Source organism: Aeromonas aquatica (assembly GCF_000764655.1).
Lineage (GTDB): Bacteria > Pseudomonadota > Gammaproteobacteria > Enterobacterales > Aeromonadaceae > Aeromonas > Aeromonas aquatica.
Window position 1 is genome coordinate 89,784 of the sequence record NZ_JRGL01000012.1, and the last position, 14,986, is coordinate 104,769.

Below are 14,986 nucleotides of genomic sequence, written 5' to 3' on the forward strand. Positions count from 1 at the left end.
AAGGATTTGAAACTGTTAACCGCCTGTCGACAGGAAATCCACAACCAGTTTATTGAATAAAAGCGGTTTCTCGGCGTGCAGCCAGTGACCGGTTCCGGCGATGACGCGGGCCTTGGCGGCCGGGAATTGTGCCATCACTGTGTCCGTGTATGCGGGCAACACATAGTCCGAATCCCCCCCCTTGATGAACAGGGTCGGTCCCTCGAAGCGCGTCTGGTTGTCGGGCCAGCCCATGATGTTGGCGTAGTTGTGTTCGAGCGCCGGCACATTGAAGCGCCAGCCCCAACCCGCTTCCCCCTTGGCGAAGGATTTGAGCAGGAACTGGCGTACCCCCGGGATCTCGATGTACTGGGCCAGCATGGCCTCGGCCTCGCTGCGACTCTGGGGCGGATTGGCCAGGGTGGCGTTGAGACCGGCGAACACATTCTTGTGGCGGGCGTGGGGGTAGGCGACCGGGGCTATGTCGGCCACCACCAGCTTGCTGACCCGCTCGGGAGCCTGCTTGGCCAGCTGCATGGCGACCTTGCCGCCCATGGAGTGGCCCACTATCGCCACCCGGTCCAGCGCCAGGTGATCCAGCAGGGCGATCACATCCGCCGCCTGCTGCGGGTAGCTCATCTCGCCTGAGTGAAAGGAGGCACCATGGTTGCGCAGATCCAGGCTGATGACCCTGTATTGCTCACTGAGCGGACGGGCCAGCAGACCGAGGTTGTCCAGGCTGCCGAACAGACCGTGGATCAGCACGACGGCGGGACCCTGACCTTGCTGCTTGAAATTCAAATGGGGGTTGTGTTGCAAAATGACACCTTTATCGGTCGTTGGCACGCAGGCCTGATTTTTAATCTATTGAAAGAAAAGGATTTCATTCTTTTTGGGAGGTTTTTTCTGTGGTTTTTTTCCAAAAAAACCGCCCGAGATCCGCTATCAGTGCGGGGGATCACACACTTGGTCCCGCATTATGCCGTATTCTCGATGAGATTCATGCACATCTGCCAGCCGCTCCCTTGGGCTGCCGGGTTTGCCTATGTATAATCGCCGCATCCGAACTTCGACGAGTCCAGCGCATCCCTATGAAAACCATCGAGCTTGATGACGATCTCTACTTCTTTATCGCGAGCCAGACCCGGCACATCGGCGAGAGTGCCTCCGATATCCTGCGCCGCCTGCTGGAACAACCCGCCTCGGCGCGAGTGCCCGCCACCGTCGAACCGGCGGTGCAGGCCCAGCCAGTGGCCCCGGCCGATGCCATGGGACTGCAGGAGCTGCTCGACTCCGGCGCGCTGCAACAGGAAGAGAAGTCCATCAACCGCTTCATGCTGGTGCTGAGTACCCTCTATCGGGACAATCCGGAGAGCTTCACCCAGGCGACCGAGATCAAGGGGCGCAAGCGCGTCTATTTCTCCCAGGATCCCGAGGCGCTGCGGGCCAGTGGCAGCACCACCAAGCCCAAACAGGTGCCGGATACCCCGTTTTGGGTGATCACCAACACCAACACCAGCCGCAAGCAGAACATGGTGGCCCAATTGATGGCCAGCATGGGGTACAACGAGGATTTGACTGCGCGGGTGTGCGGCGCAGTTTAACGCATCACAGACTTAAGGCCTTGTCGGCAAGGCCTCGCTCAAGGAAAACGTCATGGCACAGCATCCTCACGCCGGCAAGCCGGCTCGCCTCAGCGACTTGACCAACATCCCCCGTCTGGTCAGCGCCTACTACCTCAACAAGCCGGACATGAGCCGCCCCGAGCAGCGGGTGGCCTTTGGCACCTCCGGTCACAGGGGCAGCGCTCTGCACAACGCCTTCACCGAATCCCACATCTTGGCGGTGACCCAGGCGCTGGTGGAGTATCGCCAGCAGGCCGGTATCCAGGGGCCGCTGTTTGTCGGCATGGATACCCACGCCCTGTCCGAATCCGCTTTTGCCAGCGCGGTGGAAGTGCTGGCGGCCAACGGCGTCGAGACCCGCATCCAGGCCGGCCTCGGCTTCACGCCGACCCCGGTCATCTCCCACGCCATTTTGCGCCACAACGCCAGCAAGCCGGCGGCCTTGGCGGACGGCGTGGTGATCACACCGTCCCACAACCCGCCGGAAGACGGTGGCTTCAAATACAATCCCCCCCACGGCGGCCCCGCCGAGGGTGAGATCACCAAGTGGGTGGAAGACCGCGCCAACGCTATCCTGGAGGCAAACCTCGCCGGGGTGAAACGAATGCCGTTCGCCGAGGCGCTGGCGAGTGAGTTCGTGGTCGAACACGACTACGTCACCCCCTATGTGGACGATCTGGAAAACGTGCTGGATCTGGACGCCATCAAGCGGGCCGGCATCAAGATCGGGGTGGATCCCCTGGGTGGCTCCGGCGTGGCCTATTGGGACGTGATCGCCAAGCGCTATGACCTCGACATCGAGGTGGTCAACTACCGCGTCGACCCGACCTTCTCCTTCATGACCCTGGACAAGGACGGCAAGATCCGGATGGACTGTTCCAGCCCCTTCGCCATGGCCGGCCTCATCGCCCTGAAAGACAAGTTCGACATCGCGCTCGGCAACGATCCCGACTACGACCGTCACGGCATCGTCACCAAGGCGGGGTTGATGAACCCGAACCACTACCTGGCGGTGGCGATCCAGTACCTGTTCACCCACAGAACCGGTTGGCCCAAGACGGCCGCGGTCGGCAAGACGCTGGTCTCCTCCTCCATGATCGACCGGGTCGCAGGCGAGATTGGCCGCACCCTGAAAGAGGTGCCGGTCGGCTTCAAGTGGTTCGTGGACGGCCTCTACAGCGGCGAGTTCGGCTTCGGCGGTGAAGAGAGCGCCGGCGCCTCCTTCCTGCGCAAGGATGGCACCGTCTGGACCACCGACAAGGACGGCTTCATCCTGGCCCTGCTGGCCGCCGAAATCCTGGCCGTCACCGGCAAGGATCCCCAGGCGCACTACGACGCCCTGGAGGCCAAATTTGGCCGCTCCAGCTACCGCCGCATCGATGCCCCGGCCAACAGCGCGCAAAAAGCGGTGCTGTCCAAGCTGGACCCGGCACTGGTGGAGGCCTCTACCCTGGCCGGCGATCCCATCCTCGCCAAGCTGACCCGCGCGCCCGGCAACAACGCCGCCATCGGTGGCTTGAAGGTCGTGACCGAACACGGTTGGTTCGCGGCGCGCCCCTCCGGCACCGAGTCCATCTACAAGATCTACATGGAGAGCTTCAAGGGTGAGGCACACCTGGACTTGATCCAGCAGGAGGCCCAGCTGATCGTTTCCGCCGCCCTGGCCAAGGCCGGCGTCTGACGTTCTCTGCGGATCACCCCATGTAAAAGAGGAGCCCTGGTGGCTCCTCTTTTTTTATGCATCCTGTTGGCTATTCAAGCCATTCGTCTCGCGGGTCAGTCATTGCCGGCCTTGCTGGTGCTCGCCTTGCGGACTTGCCAGCGTTTGAAGAAGGGCCTCGCCGGCAGCTTCATCAGGAACAGGGAGAGCAGGATCACCCCGATGCCGAGCCACTGACGCCCGTCCAGAGTCTCGCCCACCATCAGCACCCCCAGCGACACCGCCACCATGGGATTGGTGAGGGCCAGCATGCCCATCACCTCGGGACCGTGGCGCTTGAGGCCCCACAGCCAGGCCCAGTAGGCCAGCGCCGTGTTGAGCAGGATCAGCCAGCCAAACGCGGGGGCACTCGCCAGACGGGGTGTCGGCATGGGGCCCGCCAGCCACCAGGCGATCGGGATCAACATCAGGCCGCCGAGCAGCAGTTGCCAGGCGGTGAGGGCCAGCAGATCGCTCACCGGCCAGCGTTGCATCCAGCGGCTGGACTGGCCGATGAGCAGGGTGGCGAGCAGGGCGCAGCCCACGCCGACGGGATCCAGATTGGCGGAGGGGTTGAGCAGCAGCAACACGCCCACGAGCCCCATCAGCCCCAGCAGCAGCCACTTCAGGCTCGGCCGTTTGCCATCCTGCAACCAGGCCAGCCCCATCAGGATCAGCGGCAGGGTCGCGCCCAGGGTACCCGCCACGGCCCCCGGCAGGCGGAAGGCCGCCACGAACAGCAGGGCGAAGAAGGCGGTGATGTTGCAAAACGCCAGCAGAAATTGCCTGCTCCAGGTCAGCGGTGGTCGGCTGGGGTGCAGCAACAGCAGCAGCATGCCGGCGGGCAGGGCTCGCCACACCGCCACCCAGTAGGGGGAGTAGTCGGTCAGATAGAGACTGACGAGGGCGTAGGTGCTCCCCCACAGCAGGGGCGCGAGCAGGGCGATCAGCAGCGGCATGGGTATCTCATGAAAAAGTATCTTTAAGTGAAGATACATTAGCCGTCAGTTGGTTTATTATCAAGTATCTTTATAAAAAGATAATGGAGCCATGATGGAGTCTGATCATGTAGACCTGCTGCTGGCGCAGTGGGCCCGGCAGCGGCCGGATCTCGACTGCAGCCCCATGGGGGTACTGGGCCGGGTGGCGCGGATGGCGGCGATCGCCGGGCGTGAGGTGAGCGAGGAGCTCAAGGAGTGCGGCCTGCTGGGCTCCGACTTCGACATCCTGGCGACCTTAAGACGCGCCGGAGAACCCCTCACGCCGACCCAGCTCTACCAATCCGCCATGCTGACCTCGGGGGCCATGACGGCCAGGCTCGACAAGCTGGCCGAGCGGGGTCTCATTGAGCGCCAGGCGGCGCCGAGCGACAGGCGCAGCCTGCTGGTCTGTCTGACCGAGGCGGGTAGAGAGCTGATCGATCGGGCGGTGGAGCGGCACGTGGCGAACGAGCGCCGCTTGTTGGCCCCATTGACCCAGGTCGAGCAGGGGCAGCTTGCCGCTCTGCTCAAGCGCTGGCTATTGGAAAACGAATAACAAAACGGGCCCATCAGGCCCGTTTTGTTAGCAAAATGCAGCATTAATAACTGCCTTTGGCATCCCTGACCGCCAGACCGAGTTGCCATACCGCCATGGCGTAGTGGGTACTGTGGTTGTAGCGGGTGATGGCGTAGAAGTTCGGCAGGCCGTACCAGTATTGGTAGCCGGTGCCCACGTCCAGGCGCAGCAGGCTCGCCTGCTGGTGGTTGCCGAGGGAGCTGGTGGGCGCGAGGCCGGCCCCGCGCAGAGTGGCGACGGGGTAGCGGGTCTGGAAGCCGTGCTCATAGCCGGGCAGCTGGCCCTGACCGCGCACCGCCACCGGTTGTCCCTTCTCCCAGCCATGGGCCTTGAAGTAGTTGGCGACGCTGCCGATGGCATCCACCGGATCCCAGAGGTTGGTGTGACCGTTGCCATCGAAGTCCACCGCATAGCTCTGGAAGCTGGACGGCATGAACTGGCCGTAGCCCATGGCGCCGGCGTAGGAGCCCTGCGGCTCGGTGGGATCCATGCCCTCGTTCCGGGTCATCACCAGGAAGGCTTCCAATTCGCCGGTGAAGAAATCGGCCCGACGGGGATAGTCGAAGGCCAGGGTGGCCAGCGCATCCAGGATGCGGGTCTTGCCCATTACCCGACCCCAGCGGGTCTCCACCCCTATGATGCCGACGATGATCTCCGGCGGCACCCCGTAGATCTGCTGCGCCCGGTTGAGCTCGCTCTCGTATTCACGCCAGAAGCTGACGCCATTCTGGACGTTGTCCGGGGTGATGAATTTGGCGCGATAGCGGTTCCAGGCGCCGGTCGGGCCGGTCGGCGGCGTGGTGGTGGGGGCCTGGGCGTCCATCAGCTTGATGATCCAGTCGTAGCGCTGGGCCTGCGCCAGCACCTGGTGCAGTTGCGCACTGTCGAAACCGTGCTTCTGCACCATGCGCTGCACGAATCTGTCCACGTTGGGGCGATTGGCGAAGTCGCCCTTGCTAACCCCTTGGCTATAAAGGGGTTTGCTCGGTGGTGTCTGGTTGATGAAGGCGCTCTTTGGCTGTGGCTTGACCACGGGCGTTGGGGCCGGTGTGCTGCTGCAGCCATAAAGCAGGGGGAAGGCGGATAGGGTGAGGACACAGACAAGGCGACGCATAAGGTTCTCGAAGGCCTGAATAAGGAGTGTCGTCATGGTAAGACATTGGCATCCATGCGCAAGTGCTCAGTGCATGGCGGGGGGCCGCTATTCATCTTTTGATTGATTCGCCGCCAGCGCTTGGCGCCCTTCCTCAACGAAGGGTGTGATAGCCGCTCCAGAGCCGGGTCAGGGTGGTGATGCCGCAGAGCAGGGCGAAGCCGTAGGCCAGCAGCCCGAAGGCCCCGGGCCAGAGGCACATCAGCACGAACAGGGCGATGGTCTCGCTGCCCTCGGTCAGACCGCCGATATAGTAGAGAGACTTGTGGTGGTAGACGGGGTTCTCGATGCCGCGCTTGCCCGCCATGATGGCGAAGGCCAGGAAGCTCGAGCCCGTGCCCATGAAGGCAAACAGCAGGGTGGCGGCGGGCAGGGCGTTGGCCGGGGCACTCAGGGCGAAGCCCAGCACCACGGCGGCATAGAAGATGAAGTCGAGGGTGATGTCGAGGAAGCCGCCACAGTCGGTGATCCCGGTCTGCCGCGCCACGGCCCCATCCAGTCCGTCCAGCAGCCGGTTCAGCAGGATGGTGAGCAGGGCCCAGTCGTGCAGCCCCAGCGCCAGCAGCGGCAGCGCCAGCATGCCGATGGCAAAGCCGGTGAGGCTTATCTGGTTGGCGCTCATCCCGGCCCGGCACAGGGGGGCGGCCAGGGCGGCGAGGGGACGGCGGATCAGGGGAATGATATGGCGATCAAGCAAGGCTTTGTTCCTCGAAGGGCATGAGATTGAGGATGGCGCCCGGCGCATCGTCCTCGTCGTGGGTGACCAGGATGGCCGGTATGTTCAGGTTCTTGATCTGATCGAACACCAGGGCCCGGAATGCGGCCCGTAGCGGCTTGTCCAGCCGGGAGAAGGGCTCGTCCAGCAGCAGGGCTTGCGGCTCGGCCAGCAGGGCCCGCAGCAGGCTGACCCGCGCCTTCTGGCCGCCGGAGAGCCGGCCCGGCAGCTTGTCGGCCTGATCGGTCAACCCCACCTCCGCCAACGCGTCCAGTGCCCTTGTCCTCCTGGCTGCCTCTCCTCTGACGCTGGCCGGCATGCCAAAGATCAGGTTCTCGGCCACCGTCAGGTGGGCAAACAGCAAGTCTTCCTGGAACAACATGCCGATCCGCCGCCGCTGGGGGGGCAAGGGAGTGAGCAGTCGCTCGCCCAGCCAGAGGTCGCCCTCCAGCCGAAAGGGACCCCTGGGCGGCAGCACGCCCGCCAGCGCAGCCAGCAACGAGCTCTTGCCGCAGCCGCTTGGCCCCATCAGGGTCAGCACCTCGCCGGGGACCACCTCGAGCGCAGGCAGGATGAGCAGGGGTTTGCCTGCGAGGTGGAGAATAAGTGGGGTGCTGTGCAGCATGGTCATTGTCTCATCCTAATGAGCCGTGTTTCAGTGCTGGGTTGATGCGGGCCGGTAGCCAGAGTACCAGGGCGTAGACGCACAGCGGCAACAGCAGTTGTAGCAGGCCGTAGAGCCCCGCCAGCCGCCGGTTGAGGCCGCTGCCGATGGCTACCGCCTCCGTGGTGATGGTCACGACCCGGCCGGCGCCAAACAGCAGGGTCGGCAGATATTGGGCCAGACTCACGGCTGCGCCGACCCCGAAGGCGAACAGCAAGGGGCGCGCCAGCAAGGGGGCCTTCACCCGCCACCAGGCCCGCCAGGGGCTGGCCCCGAGCAGTTGCGCCGCCTGCACGATACGAGGGTCGAACTGGCGATAGGCGCCGTGCAGGCAGAGGTACACATAGGGCGCCACGAACAGCAGCTGGCTCCAGAGCACCCAGCCCCAGCCTATGCCGTCGACTCCGGCGCTGCCCAGCCAGTCGATCTGGAGCCGCAACCCGAACAACAGGCTGGCCTGGGGCAACAGCAGCGGCAGGCAGACGAGCCAGAGCGGCCAGGGGCGTCGATCCCGTTGCGCTTCTAGGCAGAGCACCACCAGCAGCAGGGAGATGCCGGCACTCGCGATGGCGAGCCACAGACTCTGCCATAGCAGGGGACCCAGGCTCGGCAGCAGCACCAGCCAGTGGTGACCGCTCCACTGGCTCGGCAGCCCGTCAGGGAAGGGCCAGCGGCGGGTCAGGGACCAGAGCAGCAGCGCGGCCAGCACCAGCAGATTGATGGCGAGCAGCCCCAGGGCGCCGCCCCCGACCAGGCGCCTGGCCAGGCAAGCAGGGGCGGTGCGGCGGCCATCGAGCCAATGGTGCCGGCCAAGGCCAAGATGCCCCCACTCCAGCAGCCGCAAGCCGGCGAGCAGCAGCAGACCGCCGGCGAGCAGCAGCAGGGCGCCGCTGGCACTGGCCCCGCGCCACAGCAGATCGGCGTCCTGATACCAGAGCCAGAGCCGCACCGCCAGCGGGGCTGGCGCATCCGGTCCCAGCAACTGGGCGAGATCCACCACGGCGATGCCATAGGCCGCCACCGCATAGAGCGGCAGGCGCAAGGCGGGCCAGAGGGCGGGCAGCAGCAGGCGCCACCAGATCTGGGGGAGACTGAAGCCCATGCTCACGCCTATCCACTGCTGGCGAGCCACCTTGGCCGGATCCAGGGCCGAGAGCGCCATCAGCAGCAGAAAGGGAGTCTCTTTGAGGATGAGCGCGACGATGAGGCCCAGACCGGCGGGGTCCTTGAGGGTCTGCCAGTCGGGCGGCATCTCAAAACCGGTGAGGGTGGGAGAGAGCAGCCGTAGCAGCCAGCCGGAGGGGGCGAGCAAAAAGGCAAAGCCGATGGCAAAAGCCACGTGGGGCAGGGCTAGCAGCGGGGAGAGCAGGCGGCGCAGCATCCCCATCCAGCGACTTCCGTCGCCCTGGGCGAGCAGCAGGGCGGTAAAGAGCAAGGCCCCCAGGGTAGAGGCGCTCGCTATCCAGAGGCTCAGGCCCGCCGAATGCCAGAGCCCGGGCTGTGCCAGCAGCAGCCTGAGATTGCCCATGGCGGCGCCCTCGGCCAGCAGGAGCAGCAGGCCGACGGCGAGCGGCGCGGCCAGCAGCAGGCCGCACAGCCAGAGAAAGAGGAGGCGCCAGGCCCGGCTGCTCATGGATCAGCGGCCGTAGCGCTCGGCCCAGGCCGCTTCCAGCCGCAGCTGCCAGCTGGGGTGGGGCTCAGGCTTAGCCTTGAAGCGCAGTGCCGGTGCCCCCGTGGTGGACATGGTCTTGACGCCGAGCCTGGCGGGATCCAGCACGCTGGGATCGCCCCAGAAGGCGGGGTCCGCCTTGCGGGCCTGAGCGTCCGGGCTCAGCAGGAAGTTGGCCACCACCTTGGCGCCGGCCCGGGCGCTGGCATTGAAGGGGATGGCGAGGAAGTGGCTGTTGGTCAGCGCCCCCTTTGCCATGGCCACCGCCTTGACGGTGGGGGGCAGGGTGCCGTTTTGCACCGAGCTCTGGGCCTCCTGTGGGTTGAAGCTGATGGCCATGGCAAGCTCGCCGTCATCGAGCAACTGCTTGGTCTCGGCGGCGCCGGTGGGGAACAGCTTGCCCTTGCGCCAGAGCGCGGGGTGAAGCGCATCGAGCCAGGCCCAGAGGGGCGCACTCAGGCGATCAAACTCGGCATCGGTCGCCTCCCGATAGAGCGGCGCGGGATCGGCGGTCAACTCCAGCAGGATCTGCTTGAGGAAGCTGGCGCCGTGAAACTGGGGCGGCTTGGGGTAGGTGAAGCGGCCGGGGTGGGCCTTGGCCCAGGCGAGCAGTTCGGCCGCCGAGCTGGGTGCTGTGGTGACTTCCTCCGTGTTAACCATCAGATTGAGCTGGCCTATGCCCCAGGGGGCTTCCAGTCCCTCGACCGGCACGGTGAAGTCCTCTGTCACCGGCAGGGCCTCGTCCACCAGCGCCATGTTGGGCAGCTCGGCACTGAAGGGGGCGCCCAGCAGGTGCTGCTCCTTGAGCGCCTTGAAGTTCTTGCCGTTGACCCAGATCAGGTCGATGGGGCCGTCCTCCGTCTTGCCCGCCTGCTGGTTGGCCAGCAGCTGGCTGACGCTCTGGGCGATGTCATCCACCTTCACCTGCACCAGCTTGACCCCGTACTGCCGTTCGATCTCTTGGCCGGCCCAGACCAGATAGGCGTTGATCTCCGGGCTGCCGCCCCAGGCGTTGAAGTAGACGGTCTGGCCGCGGGCCTCCTGAAGCGTCTGCTGCCAGCGCAACCCATCCACCGGTTGTTCGCTCGCCTGCAACGGGCTCGCCATCAGCAGGGGGAAGGCGGTGAGCAGCAGGGCCCGGCGCAAGGGGCGGAGCAAGGAGCTAAATCGGGTCTTGAACATAGGGTGACCTTCTGCAAAGGGATCAGACGCCGCGGCGCCAAGCGTGATAACGGGCCAATAGCGGCAGCAGACGAACGGGTTGATGGGCCTGCTGCCAACGTCCGGCCACCTGCTTGTTGGCCTCCATCAGGGTGGGATAGGCGTGCACTGTGGCGAGGATCTTGCGCAGCCCCAGCCCCTGGCCCATGGCGAGCACGAACTCGGCGAGCCGCTCACCGGCATGAGTGCCCACTATGGTGGCCCCCAGGATCTTGTCCTTGCCCGGCACCGTCAACACCTCGACGAACCCCTGCCGCTCGCCATCCGTGATGGCGCGGTCGAGTTCGGCCAGTGGGAAGCGGGTTGCCTCGAAGGGGATACCCCGGGCGCGGGCCTCGCCCTGATTCAATCCCACTCGGGCGATCTCCGGGCTGGTGTAGGTGGCGGCCGGGATCACCCGATAGTCCACCCGAAAACGCTTGAAGGGGGCGAACAGGGCGTTGACCGCCGCGTACCAGGCCTGATGGGCGGCGACGTGGGTGAACTGGTAGGGACCGGCCAGGTCCCCCACCGCCAGGATGCTGGGGTAGTTGGTGGCGAGGAAAGCATCCACCCGCACCGTGCCTCCGGGGTTAAGGGTGACCCCCAGCTCCTCCAGCCCGAAGCCGTGCACGTTGGCGACCCGGCCAAGGGCCAGCAGCAGCTGGTCTCCCTCCAGGGTCATGCGCTCCGTGCCTCTGCTCAGGTGCAGGCGGATCTCGCCGGGGTTCCTGCGCTCGACTCGCTCTACCCGCCAGCCGGTGAGCACCCGCACCCCGTCTTCCTCCATCTGCGCCTGCAGCAGCGCGGCGACCTCGGGCTCCTCCCTCGGCAACAGCTGCTCGGCCAGCTCCACCAGGCTGACCGGGATGCCGAGCAGGGCCAGGCTCTGGGCCAGCTCGCAGCCCATGGGGCCGCCGCCGAGCACCAGCAGGTGGCGCGGTGGCTCGCGCAACTGCCAGAGGCTGTCCGAGGTGAGGTAGGGCACCTCGCCCAGACCCGGCAGATCCGGCACCCTCGGCCTGGCGCCGGTGGCGATGACGATGTGGCGGCCGGACAGTCGCCGACCGTTGATCTCGACCTCCCAGGGGGAAACCAGACGCGCGGCTCCCTGGATGCACTCCACCCCCAGCCCCTGATAGCGCTCGACCGAATCGTGGGGCTCGACGGTTTTGATTACCTCGGCGATGCGCGTCATCACGGCGGCAAAATCGGCTTTGGATTGGCTGGGCGTGAAGCCCAGCTCGGCGGCGCGGCGCTGATCGGAGGCGAAGCGGGCGGCGCGGATCAGCGCCTTGGAGGGAACGCAGCCGGTATGCAGGCAATCCCCCCCCATTTTGTGCTGCTCGATCAGGGCTACCCTGGCCTTGACAGCGGCGGCTATGTAGCTGGTGACCAGCCCGCCGGCGCCGGCGCCTATCACCAGCAGGTTGTAGTCGAAGCGCCGGGGTTTCTGATAGGGGGCGTGCAGGCGGCGCAGGGCGAGCCTGCGTTGCAGCAGGCTCACCAGGCTCTTCATCAATAAAGGCATCAGCCCGAGCAGGGTCAGCGCCGCCACCAGGCCGGGGGAGAGGATGTTGCCCGTGCTGGTGAGGGTGGCGAGCTCGCTGCCCGCCAGCACATAGACGAAGGTACCCGGCAGCATGCCGAGCTGGCTGACCCAGTAGTAGGTGCTGACTCTGATGGGGGTGAGCCCCATCAGCAGGTTGATCAGAAAGAAGGGGAAGAGGGGGATGAGGCGCAGGCTCAGCAGGTAGAAGGCGCCATCCTTCGCCATGCCGGCCTCAAAGGTGGCCAGCTTGTCCCCAAAGCGGCGGCTCACCCAGTCGCGCAGCAGGAAGCGGGCGCTGAGAAAGGCCAGGGTGGCCCCAAGCGAGCTGGCAAAGGAGACCAGCAAGAGCCCCCAACCGACGCCGAACAGGGCGCTGCCCCCCAGGGTCAGCAGGCTGGCACCGGGCAGGGAGAGGGCGGTGCTGAGCACGTAGACGAGCACGAACAACAGGGCAGCCAGGGTGAAGTGCGCCTGTACCCAGACGGAGAGCTGCGCCTGGCGTGCTTGCAGCTCGGCGAGGCTCAGGTAGCGGCCGAGATCGAGGGCGAAGAAGGCGCCGATGAGGCACCCCATGCTCAGGAGCAGCAGCAGGCGGGTGCGCGTCATCAGGGCGCCTTGTCTTGTTTGTGATCGTCGGCCGATGAGGGGCGCACCGGCTGCACCGGCAGCTGGCAGAAGCCCTGGGGCGCGATGTCGAGGGCGGCATTGAACTTGGCGGACATGTTCTGGAAGGCGATGAGGCCGGTCAGCTCCACCAGGGCATCGTCGTCAAACCAGGGCTTGAGGCGCTTGGCCTGCTCGTCGCTCACCCCCTCCAGCCCGGTCATCGCCTCTGTGTAGTCGAGCACGGCCCGCTCCCGCGCATCGAACAGGGGGCTGTCACGCCACTGGGCCAGGGCCTCCACCTTGGCACTGGAGCCGGCCCGCTTGATCAGCGTCATGGCGTTGATGTCGACGCAGAAGCGGCACCAGTTGAGCTGGGAGACCCGCACCGTCACCAGGGAGCGCAGCACGGGGTCGATGGGGGAGCGGCTGCGGTTGATCACCCCGTACAGGGTGGCCACGGCGGCAAACAGCCGTGGGGAGCGGCCCCAGCATTTGCCCGGGATCAGCACCTGGCCGTAGTTGCGTTGCTGCAGCCAGAAGAAGGGGCGGATAAACCAGGCATATTCCCGATCGGGCTTGACCTCGACGCGCATTGATTACCTTCTTATTGCTTCAAATTGGGTTTGTAGGCCTGACCGAGCCGCTCGTTGAGGCGGGTCAAAAAGTCCTGGATCCGCGCCCGGTTGGCGCCCAGATCGCTGCGCCCCTGGCGGGAGGCGGAGCGCATGTCGACCCGGGTTTCTTTCGGCCCCTGGAAGACCCGCAGCGCCACATCGTCCTGGAAGCCGAACCAGCCCGAGGTCACCACGGCATCGAGGCCGTCCGGGCTGGGCTCTACCTGCCAGCCCAGCTCGCTCATCAGCTCGCTCGCCTCGGTGACGACCTCGATGGGGGGGGCTCTGGTATAGAGAGGACCGGGGTTGCCGGCAAATGCTTGCAGGGGGGCGGCATTGATGGGGAGATCTTGCGCCGTTCTCAGCCGCTCGGCCCACTGGAGGCGGGGCGGGTGGTAGGGATCCGTGCTGACGTCGTTGGTGAGCGGGGCGCGCAGCGCCTGCACCACAAACAGCAGGGGCAGCAGCAGCGGGACGACACCCCACAGATGGCCCCACAACTGGCTCCACTGGTTGTCCGCCCGGCGTGGTACCCCGTATCGGCGCCAGAGCAGGTGCAGCAAGAGTCCGAGGCTGATCAGGGCGCTGGCGAGGCAGAGGCTGAAGCCGACCCACCAGGGCCAGAGGTGGACGCGGCTGCCGAGGGCGCCAATGAGGGGCAGCAACCAGGCCAGCAGGGGCCACCACAAATAACTGGGCATAGGAGGGATCCACGGGTGATGATGGAGCAATACCCAGAAGGATAAACTTAATTAACTGATAACGTTAGTAAATTTATCTCGCCACTGTCATTTCCCCCGGCGGAGCGGGCGTTCGCTGCCGGCATCCTCGCCCTATTAGGGGGTGAGCGGGCTGGGCGCTCTCGCGGTGCCCCGGGGCTCAGTTGCGGTACAGCACCTTGATGAGGTGGAAGCCGAACTTGGTGCGAATTGGACCCAGCACTGTCAGGAGCTCCCCCTTGAACACCGCATCGTCAAATGCCTTGACCATGTCACCCTTGGAGAACTCCCCCAGATCGCCGCTGCGCTTGGCGGAGGCACAGGTGGAGAAACGCTTGGCCATCTGGCCAAAATCGGCGCCCTTGGCGAGCTTTTCCTTGATCTCGAGACACTGTTTCTCGGTCTTGACCAGGATGTGTTGGGCACAGGCTTTTTTCATGTGGGCGCTCCATGAGTGGATGGTGGGCGGATGACAAACGGGGCGCAAGATTACCCGAATTAGCTCCGTGCGTCAGCCGCCAGACGCGCCTTGGGGCGAGCCTGCCACAGGATCTCCAGCCCGAGCAGCCCATACAGGCTCCAGATGGCCAGCGGATTGAGCCATTGGCCGCCCAGTTGCAGGGTGAGCAGGGCGCCACCGGCCAGCAGCAAGGTGATGCCGGGCAGGCGCCAGTGCGCCGGCAGCGGCGCCAGCATGGCCAGCCCCAGCAACAGGGCGAGACCGAAGGGCAGGTTGAGGGCGGTGAAGGCCAGGGCCTGTTGGCCATTCATGCCGGTCAGCAGGGCCAGCAGGGCACTGCAACAGGCCAGGAAGGTGATGAACTCGAGCCGGTCGGCGATGTAGTCAGCCATCTGTTCGCTACGTAAGGGCATGGGATGTCTCCTGCGATTGATGTCATCAGTGTGGAGCAGGCGGGTGCCCAGTGGCAGCGGGATAAATCGATTGGATTGAACGAAGCTTTCATCTCACCCATTCAACTTATTGATTTAAATTTATTTTCCTGTTGAATAGCGAGAAGGGTGTGCCCTGATGACAGGGGCGGATGTCAAGCCATGCCGCGGCAGCCCGGTCCGCCATCGCCGGTTTTCCGACAGGGTTTGTCGCGTGACGCCGGTGGTGAAATACGCAGGGGATGCCGCCTGTGGGAAGGTGGCCGAGTGCCGGTGGCGGTTTTTTTTTGTACCGCACTGCCGAGAGAGTGTTCGCTTTCACCCTCCCGGGATGGGATTTTCC

At 65.2% G+C, this 14,986-nt stretch carries 15 protein-coding genes; 3 read left to right on the forward strand and 12 right to left on the reverse strand.

Annotation, left to right across the window (positions count from 1 at the left end; translation table 11 throughout):
- Window positions 1-15: 15 nt before the first annotated feature.
- The gene (locus tag LG30_RS0103450) at window positions 16-780 is read right to left on the reverse strand and encodes an alpha/beta fold hydrolase (protein ID WP_033129319.1); all 765 of its coding nucleotides are present in this window, start codon (window positions 778-780) and stop codon (window positions 16-18) included.
- Window positions 781-1,070: 290 nt separating this feature from the next.
- On the opposite strand from LG30_RS0103450, the gene seqA reads away from it, so the two are divergent.
- A complete protein-coding gene (gene seqA, locus LG30_RS0103460) occupies window positions 1,071-1,583 on the forward strand; it encodes a replication initiation negative regulator SeqA (RefSeq protein WP_033129321.1) in 513 nt (170 codons plus the stop codon).
- Window positions 1,584-1,635: 52 nt separating this feature from the next.
- A complete protein-coding gene (gene pgm / locus LG30_RS0103465) occupies window positions 1,636-3,285 on the forward strand; it encodes a phosphoglucomutase (alpha-D-glucose-1,6-bisphosphate-dependent) (protein WP_033129322.1) in 1,650 nt (549 codons plus the stop codon).
- 95 nt (window positions 3,286-3,380) lie between these two features.
- Here the strand turns inward: pgm and LG30_RS0103470 are convergent, their stop codons facing one another.
- The gene (locus LG30_RS0103470) at window positions 3,381-4,262 is read right to left on the reverse strand and encodes a DMT family transporter (protein WP_033129323.1); all 882 of its coding nucleotides are present in this window, start codon (window positions 4,260-4,262) and stop codon (window positions 3,381-3,383) included.
- Between the two features lie 94 nt (window positions 4,263-4,356).
- Between LG30_RS0103470 and LG30_RS0103475 the strand changes: the two genes are divergently transcribed.
- A complete protein-coding gene (locus tag LG30_RS0103475; protein WP_033129324.1) occupies window positions 4,357-4,839 on the forward strand; it encodes a MarR family winged helix-turn-helix transcriptional regulator in 483 nt (160 codons plus the stop codon).
- A 43-nt stretch (window positions 4,840-4,882) separates the two neighbouring features.
- Here LG30_RS0103475 and mltB read toward each other — a convergent pair whose 3' ends face one another.
- The 10 genes from mltB to LG30_RS0103525 all read right to left on the reverse strand — a co-directional run bounded on the left by mltB (window position 4,883) and on the right by LG30_RS0103525 (window position 14,625).
- Window positions 4,883-5,974, reverse strand: a complete 1,092-nt coding sequence (gene mltB, locus LG30_RS0103480; protein ID WP_033129325.1) for a lytic murein transglycosylase B — start codon at window positions 5,972-5,974, stop codon at window positions 4,883-4,885.
- Between the two features lie 133 nt (window positions 5,975-6,107).
- Window positions 6,108-6,710, reverse strand: a complete 603-nt coding sequence (locus LG30_RS0103485) for a CDP-alcohol phosphatidyltransferase family protein (protein WP_033129326.1) — start codon at window positions 6,708-6,710, stop codon at window positions 6,108-6,110.
- Window positions 6,703-7,353 (reverse strand): ATP-binding cassette domain-containing protein, encoded by a 651-nt coding sequence (locus LG30_RS0103490; RefSeq protein WP_033129394.1) that lies wholly within the window; start codon window positions 7,351-7,353, stop codon window positions 6,703-6,705. Before LG30_RS0103490 ends, LG30_RS0103485 begins: the two co-directional genes overlap by 8 nt.
- A gap of 10 nt (window positions 7,354-7,363) precedes the next feature.
- A complete protein-coding gene (locus LG30_RS0103495) occupies window positions 7,364-9,025 on the reverse strand; it encodes an ABC transporter permease (protein WP_033129327.1) in 1,662 nt (553 codons plus the stop codon).
- A 3-nt stretch (window positions 9,026-9,028) separates the two neighbouring features.
- Window positions 9,029-10,243 carry an ABC transporter substrate-binding protein gene (locus LG30_RS0103500; protein WP_033129328.1) on the reverse strand — a complete coding sequence of 405 codons (1,215 nt, stop codon included), beginning with the start codon at window positions 10,241-10,243 and terminating at the stop codon, window positions 9,029-9,031.
- Window positions 10,244-10,265: 22 nt separating this feature from the next.
- The gene (locus LG30_RS0103505) at window positions 10,266-12,419 is read right to left on the reverse strand and encodes an FAD-dependent oxidoreductase (RefSeq protein ID WP_033129329.1); all 2,154 of its coding nucleotides are present in this window, start codon (window positions 12,417-12,419) and stop codon (window positions 10,266-10,268) included.
- The gene (locus LG30_RS0103510) at window positions 12,419-13,012 is read right to left on the reverse strand and encodes a carboxymuconolactone decarboxylase family protein (protein WP_033129330.1); all 594 of its coding nucleotides are present in this window, start codon (window positions 13,010-13,012) and stop codon (window positions 12,419-12,421) included. The genes LG30_RS0103505 and LG30_RS0103510 overlap by 1 nt, the downstream gene beginning before the upstream one ends.
- A gap of 11 nt (window positions 13,013-13,023) precedes the next feature.
- A complete protein-coding gene (locus LG30_RS0103515; RefSeq protein ID WP_033129331.1) occupies window positions 13,024-13,734 on the reverse strand; it encodes a DUF1499 domain-containing protein in 711 nt (236 codons plus the stop codon).
- 178 nt (window positions 13,735-13,912) lie between these two features.
- Entirely contained in the window at window positions 13,913-14,191 is a 279-nt protein-coding gene (locus LG30_RS0103520) for a peptidylprolyl isomerase (protein ID WP_033129332.1), read from the reverse strand.
- Window positions 14,192-14,250: 59 nt separating this feature from the next.
- Complete coding sequence (locus LG30_RS0103525; RefSeq protein ID WP_033129333.1) at window positions 14,251-14,625, reverse strand: hypothetical protein; 375 nt, start codon at window positions 14,623-14,625, stop codon at window positions 14,251-14,253.
- Window positions 14,626-14,986: the final 361 nt, after the last annotated feature.

Excerpts from the sequence above, each read along its gene's own strand:
- LG30_RS0103510 (WP_033129330.1), bottom strand. The coding sequence starts at position 13,012 with ATGCGCGTCGAGGTCAAGCCCGATCGGGAATATGCCTGGTTTATCCGC.
- mltB (WP_033129325.1), bottom strand. The coding sequence starts at position 5,974 with ATGCGTCGCCTTGTCTGTGTCCTCACCCTATCCGCCTTCCCCCTGCTT.
- LG30_RS0103470 (WP_033129323.1), bottom strand. The coding sequence starts at position 4,262 with ATGCCGCTGCTGATCGCCCTGCTCGCGCCCCTGCTGTGGGGGAGCACC.
- LG30_RS0103500 (WP_033129328.1), bottom strand. The coding sequence starts at position 10,243 with ATGTTCAAGACCCGATTTAGCTCCTTGCTCCGCCCCTTGCGCCGGGCC.
- LG30_RS0103505 (WP_033129329.1), bottom strand. The coding sequence starts at position 12,419 with ATGACGCGCACCCGCCTGCTGCTGCTCCTGAGCATGGGGTGCCTCATC.
- LG30_RS0103525 (WP_033129333.1), bottom strand. The coding sequence starts at position 14,625 with ATGCCCTTACGTAGCGAACAGATGGCTGACTACATCGCCGACCGGCTC.
- LG30_RS0103475 (WP_033129324.1), top strand. The coding sequence starts at position 4,357 with ATGGAGTCTGATCATGTAGACCTGCTGCTGGCGCAGTGGGCCCGGCAG.
- LG30_RS0103515 (WP_033129331.1), bottom strand. The coding sequence starts at position 13,734 with ATGCCCAGTTATTTGTGGTGGCCCCTGCTGGCCTGGTTGCTGCCCCTC.
- LG30_RS0103490 (WP_033129394.1), bottom strand. The coding sequence starts at position 7,353 with ATGCTGCACAGCACCCCACTTATTCTCCACCTCGCAGGCAAACCCCTG.
- seqA (WP_033129321.1), top strand. The coding sequence starts at position 1,071 with ATGAAAACCATCGAGCTTGATGACGATCTCTACTTCTTTATCGCGAGC.
- LG30_RS0103495 (WP_033129327.1), bottom strand. The coding sequence starts at position 9,025 with ATGAGCAGCCGGGCCTGGCGCCTCCTCTTTCTCTGGCTGTGCGGCCTG.
- LG30_RS0103520 (WP_033129332.1), bottom strand. The coding sequence starts at position 14,191 with ATGAAAAAAGCCTGTGCCCAACACATCCTGGTCAAGACCGAGAAACAG.
- pgm (WP_033129322.1), top strand. The coding sequence starts at position 1,636 with ATGGCACAGCATCCTCACGCCGGCAAGCCGGCTCGCCTCAGCGACTTG.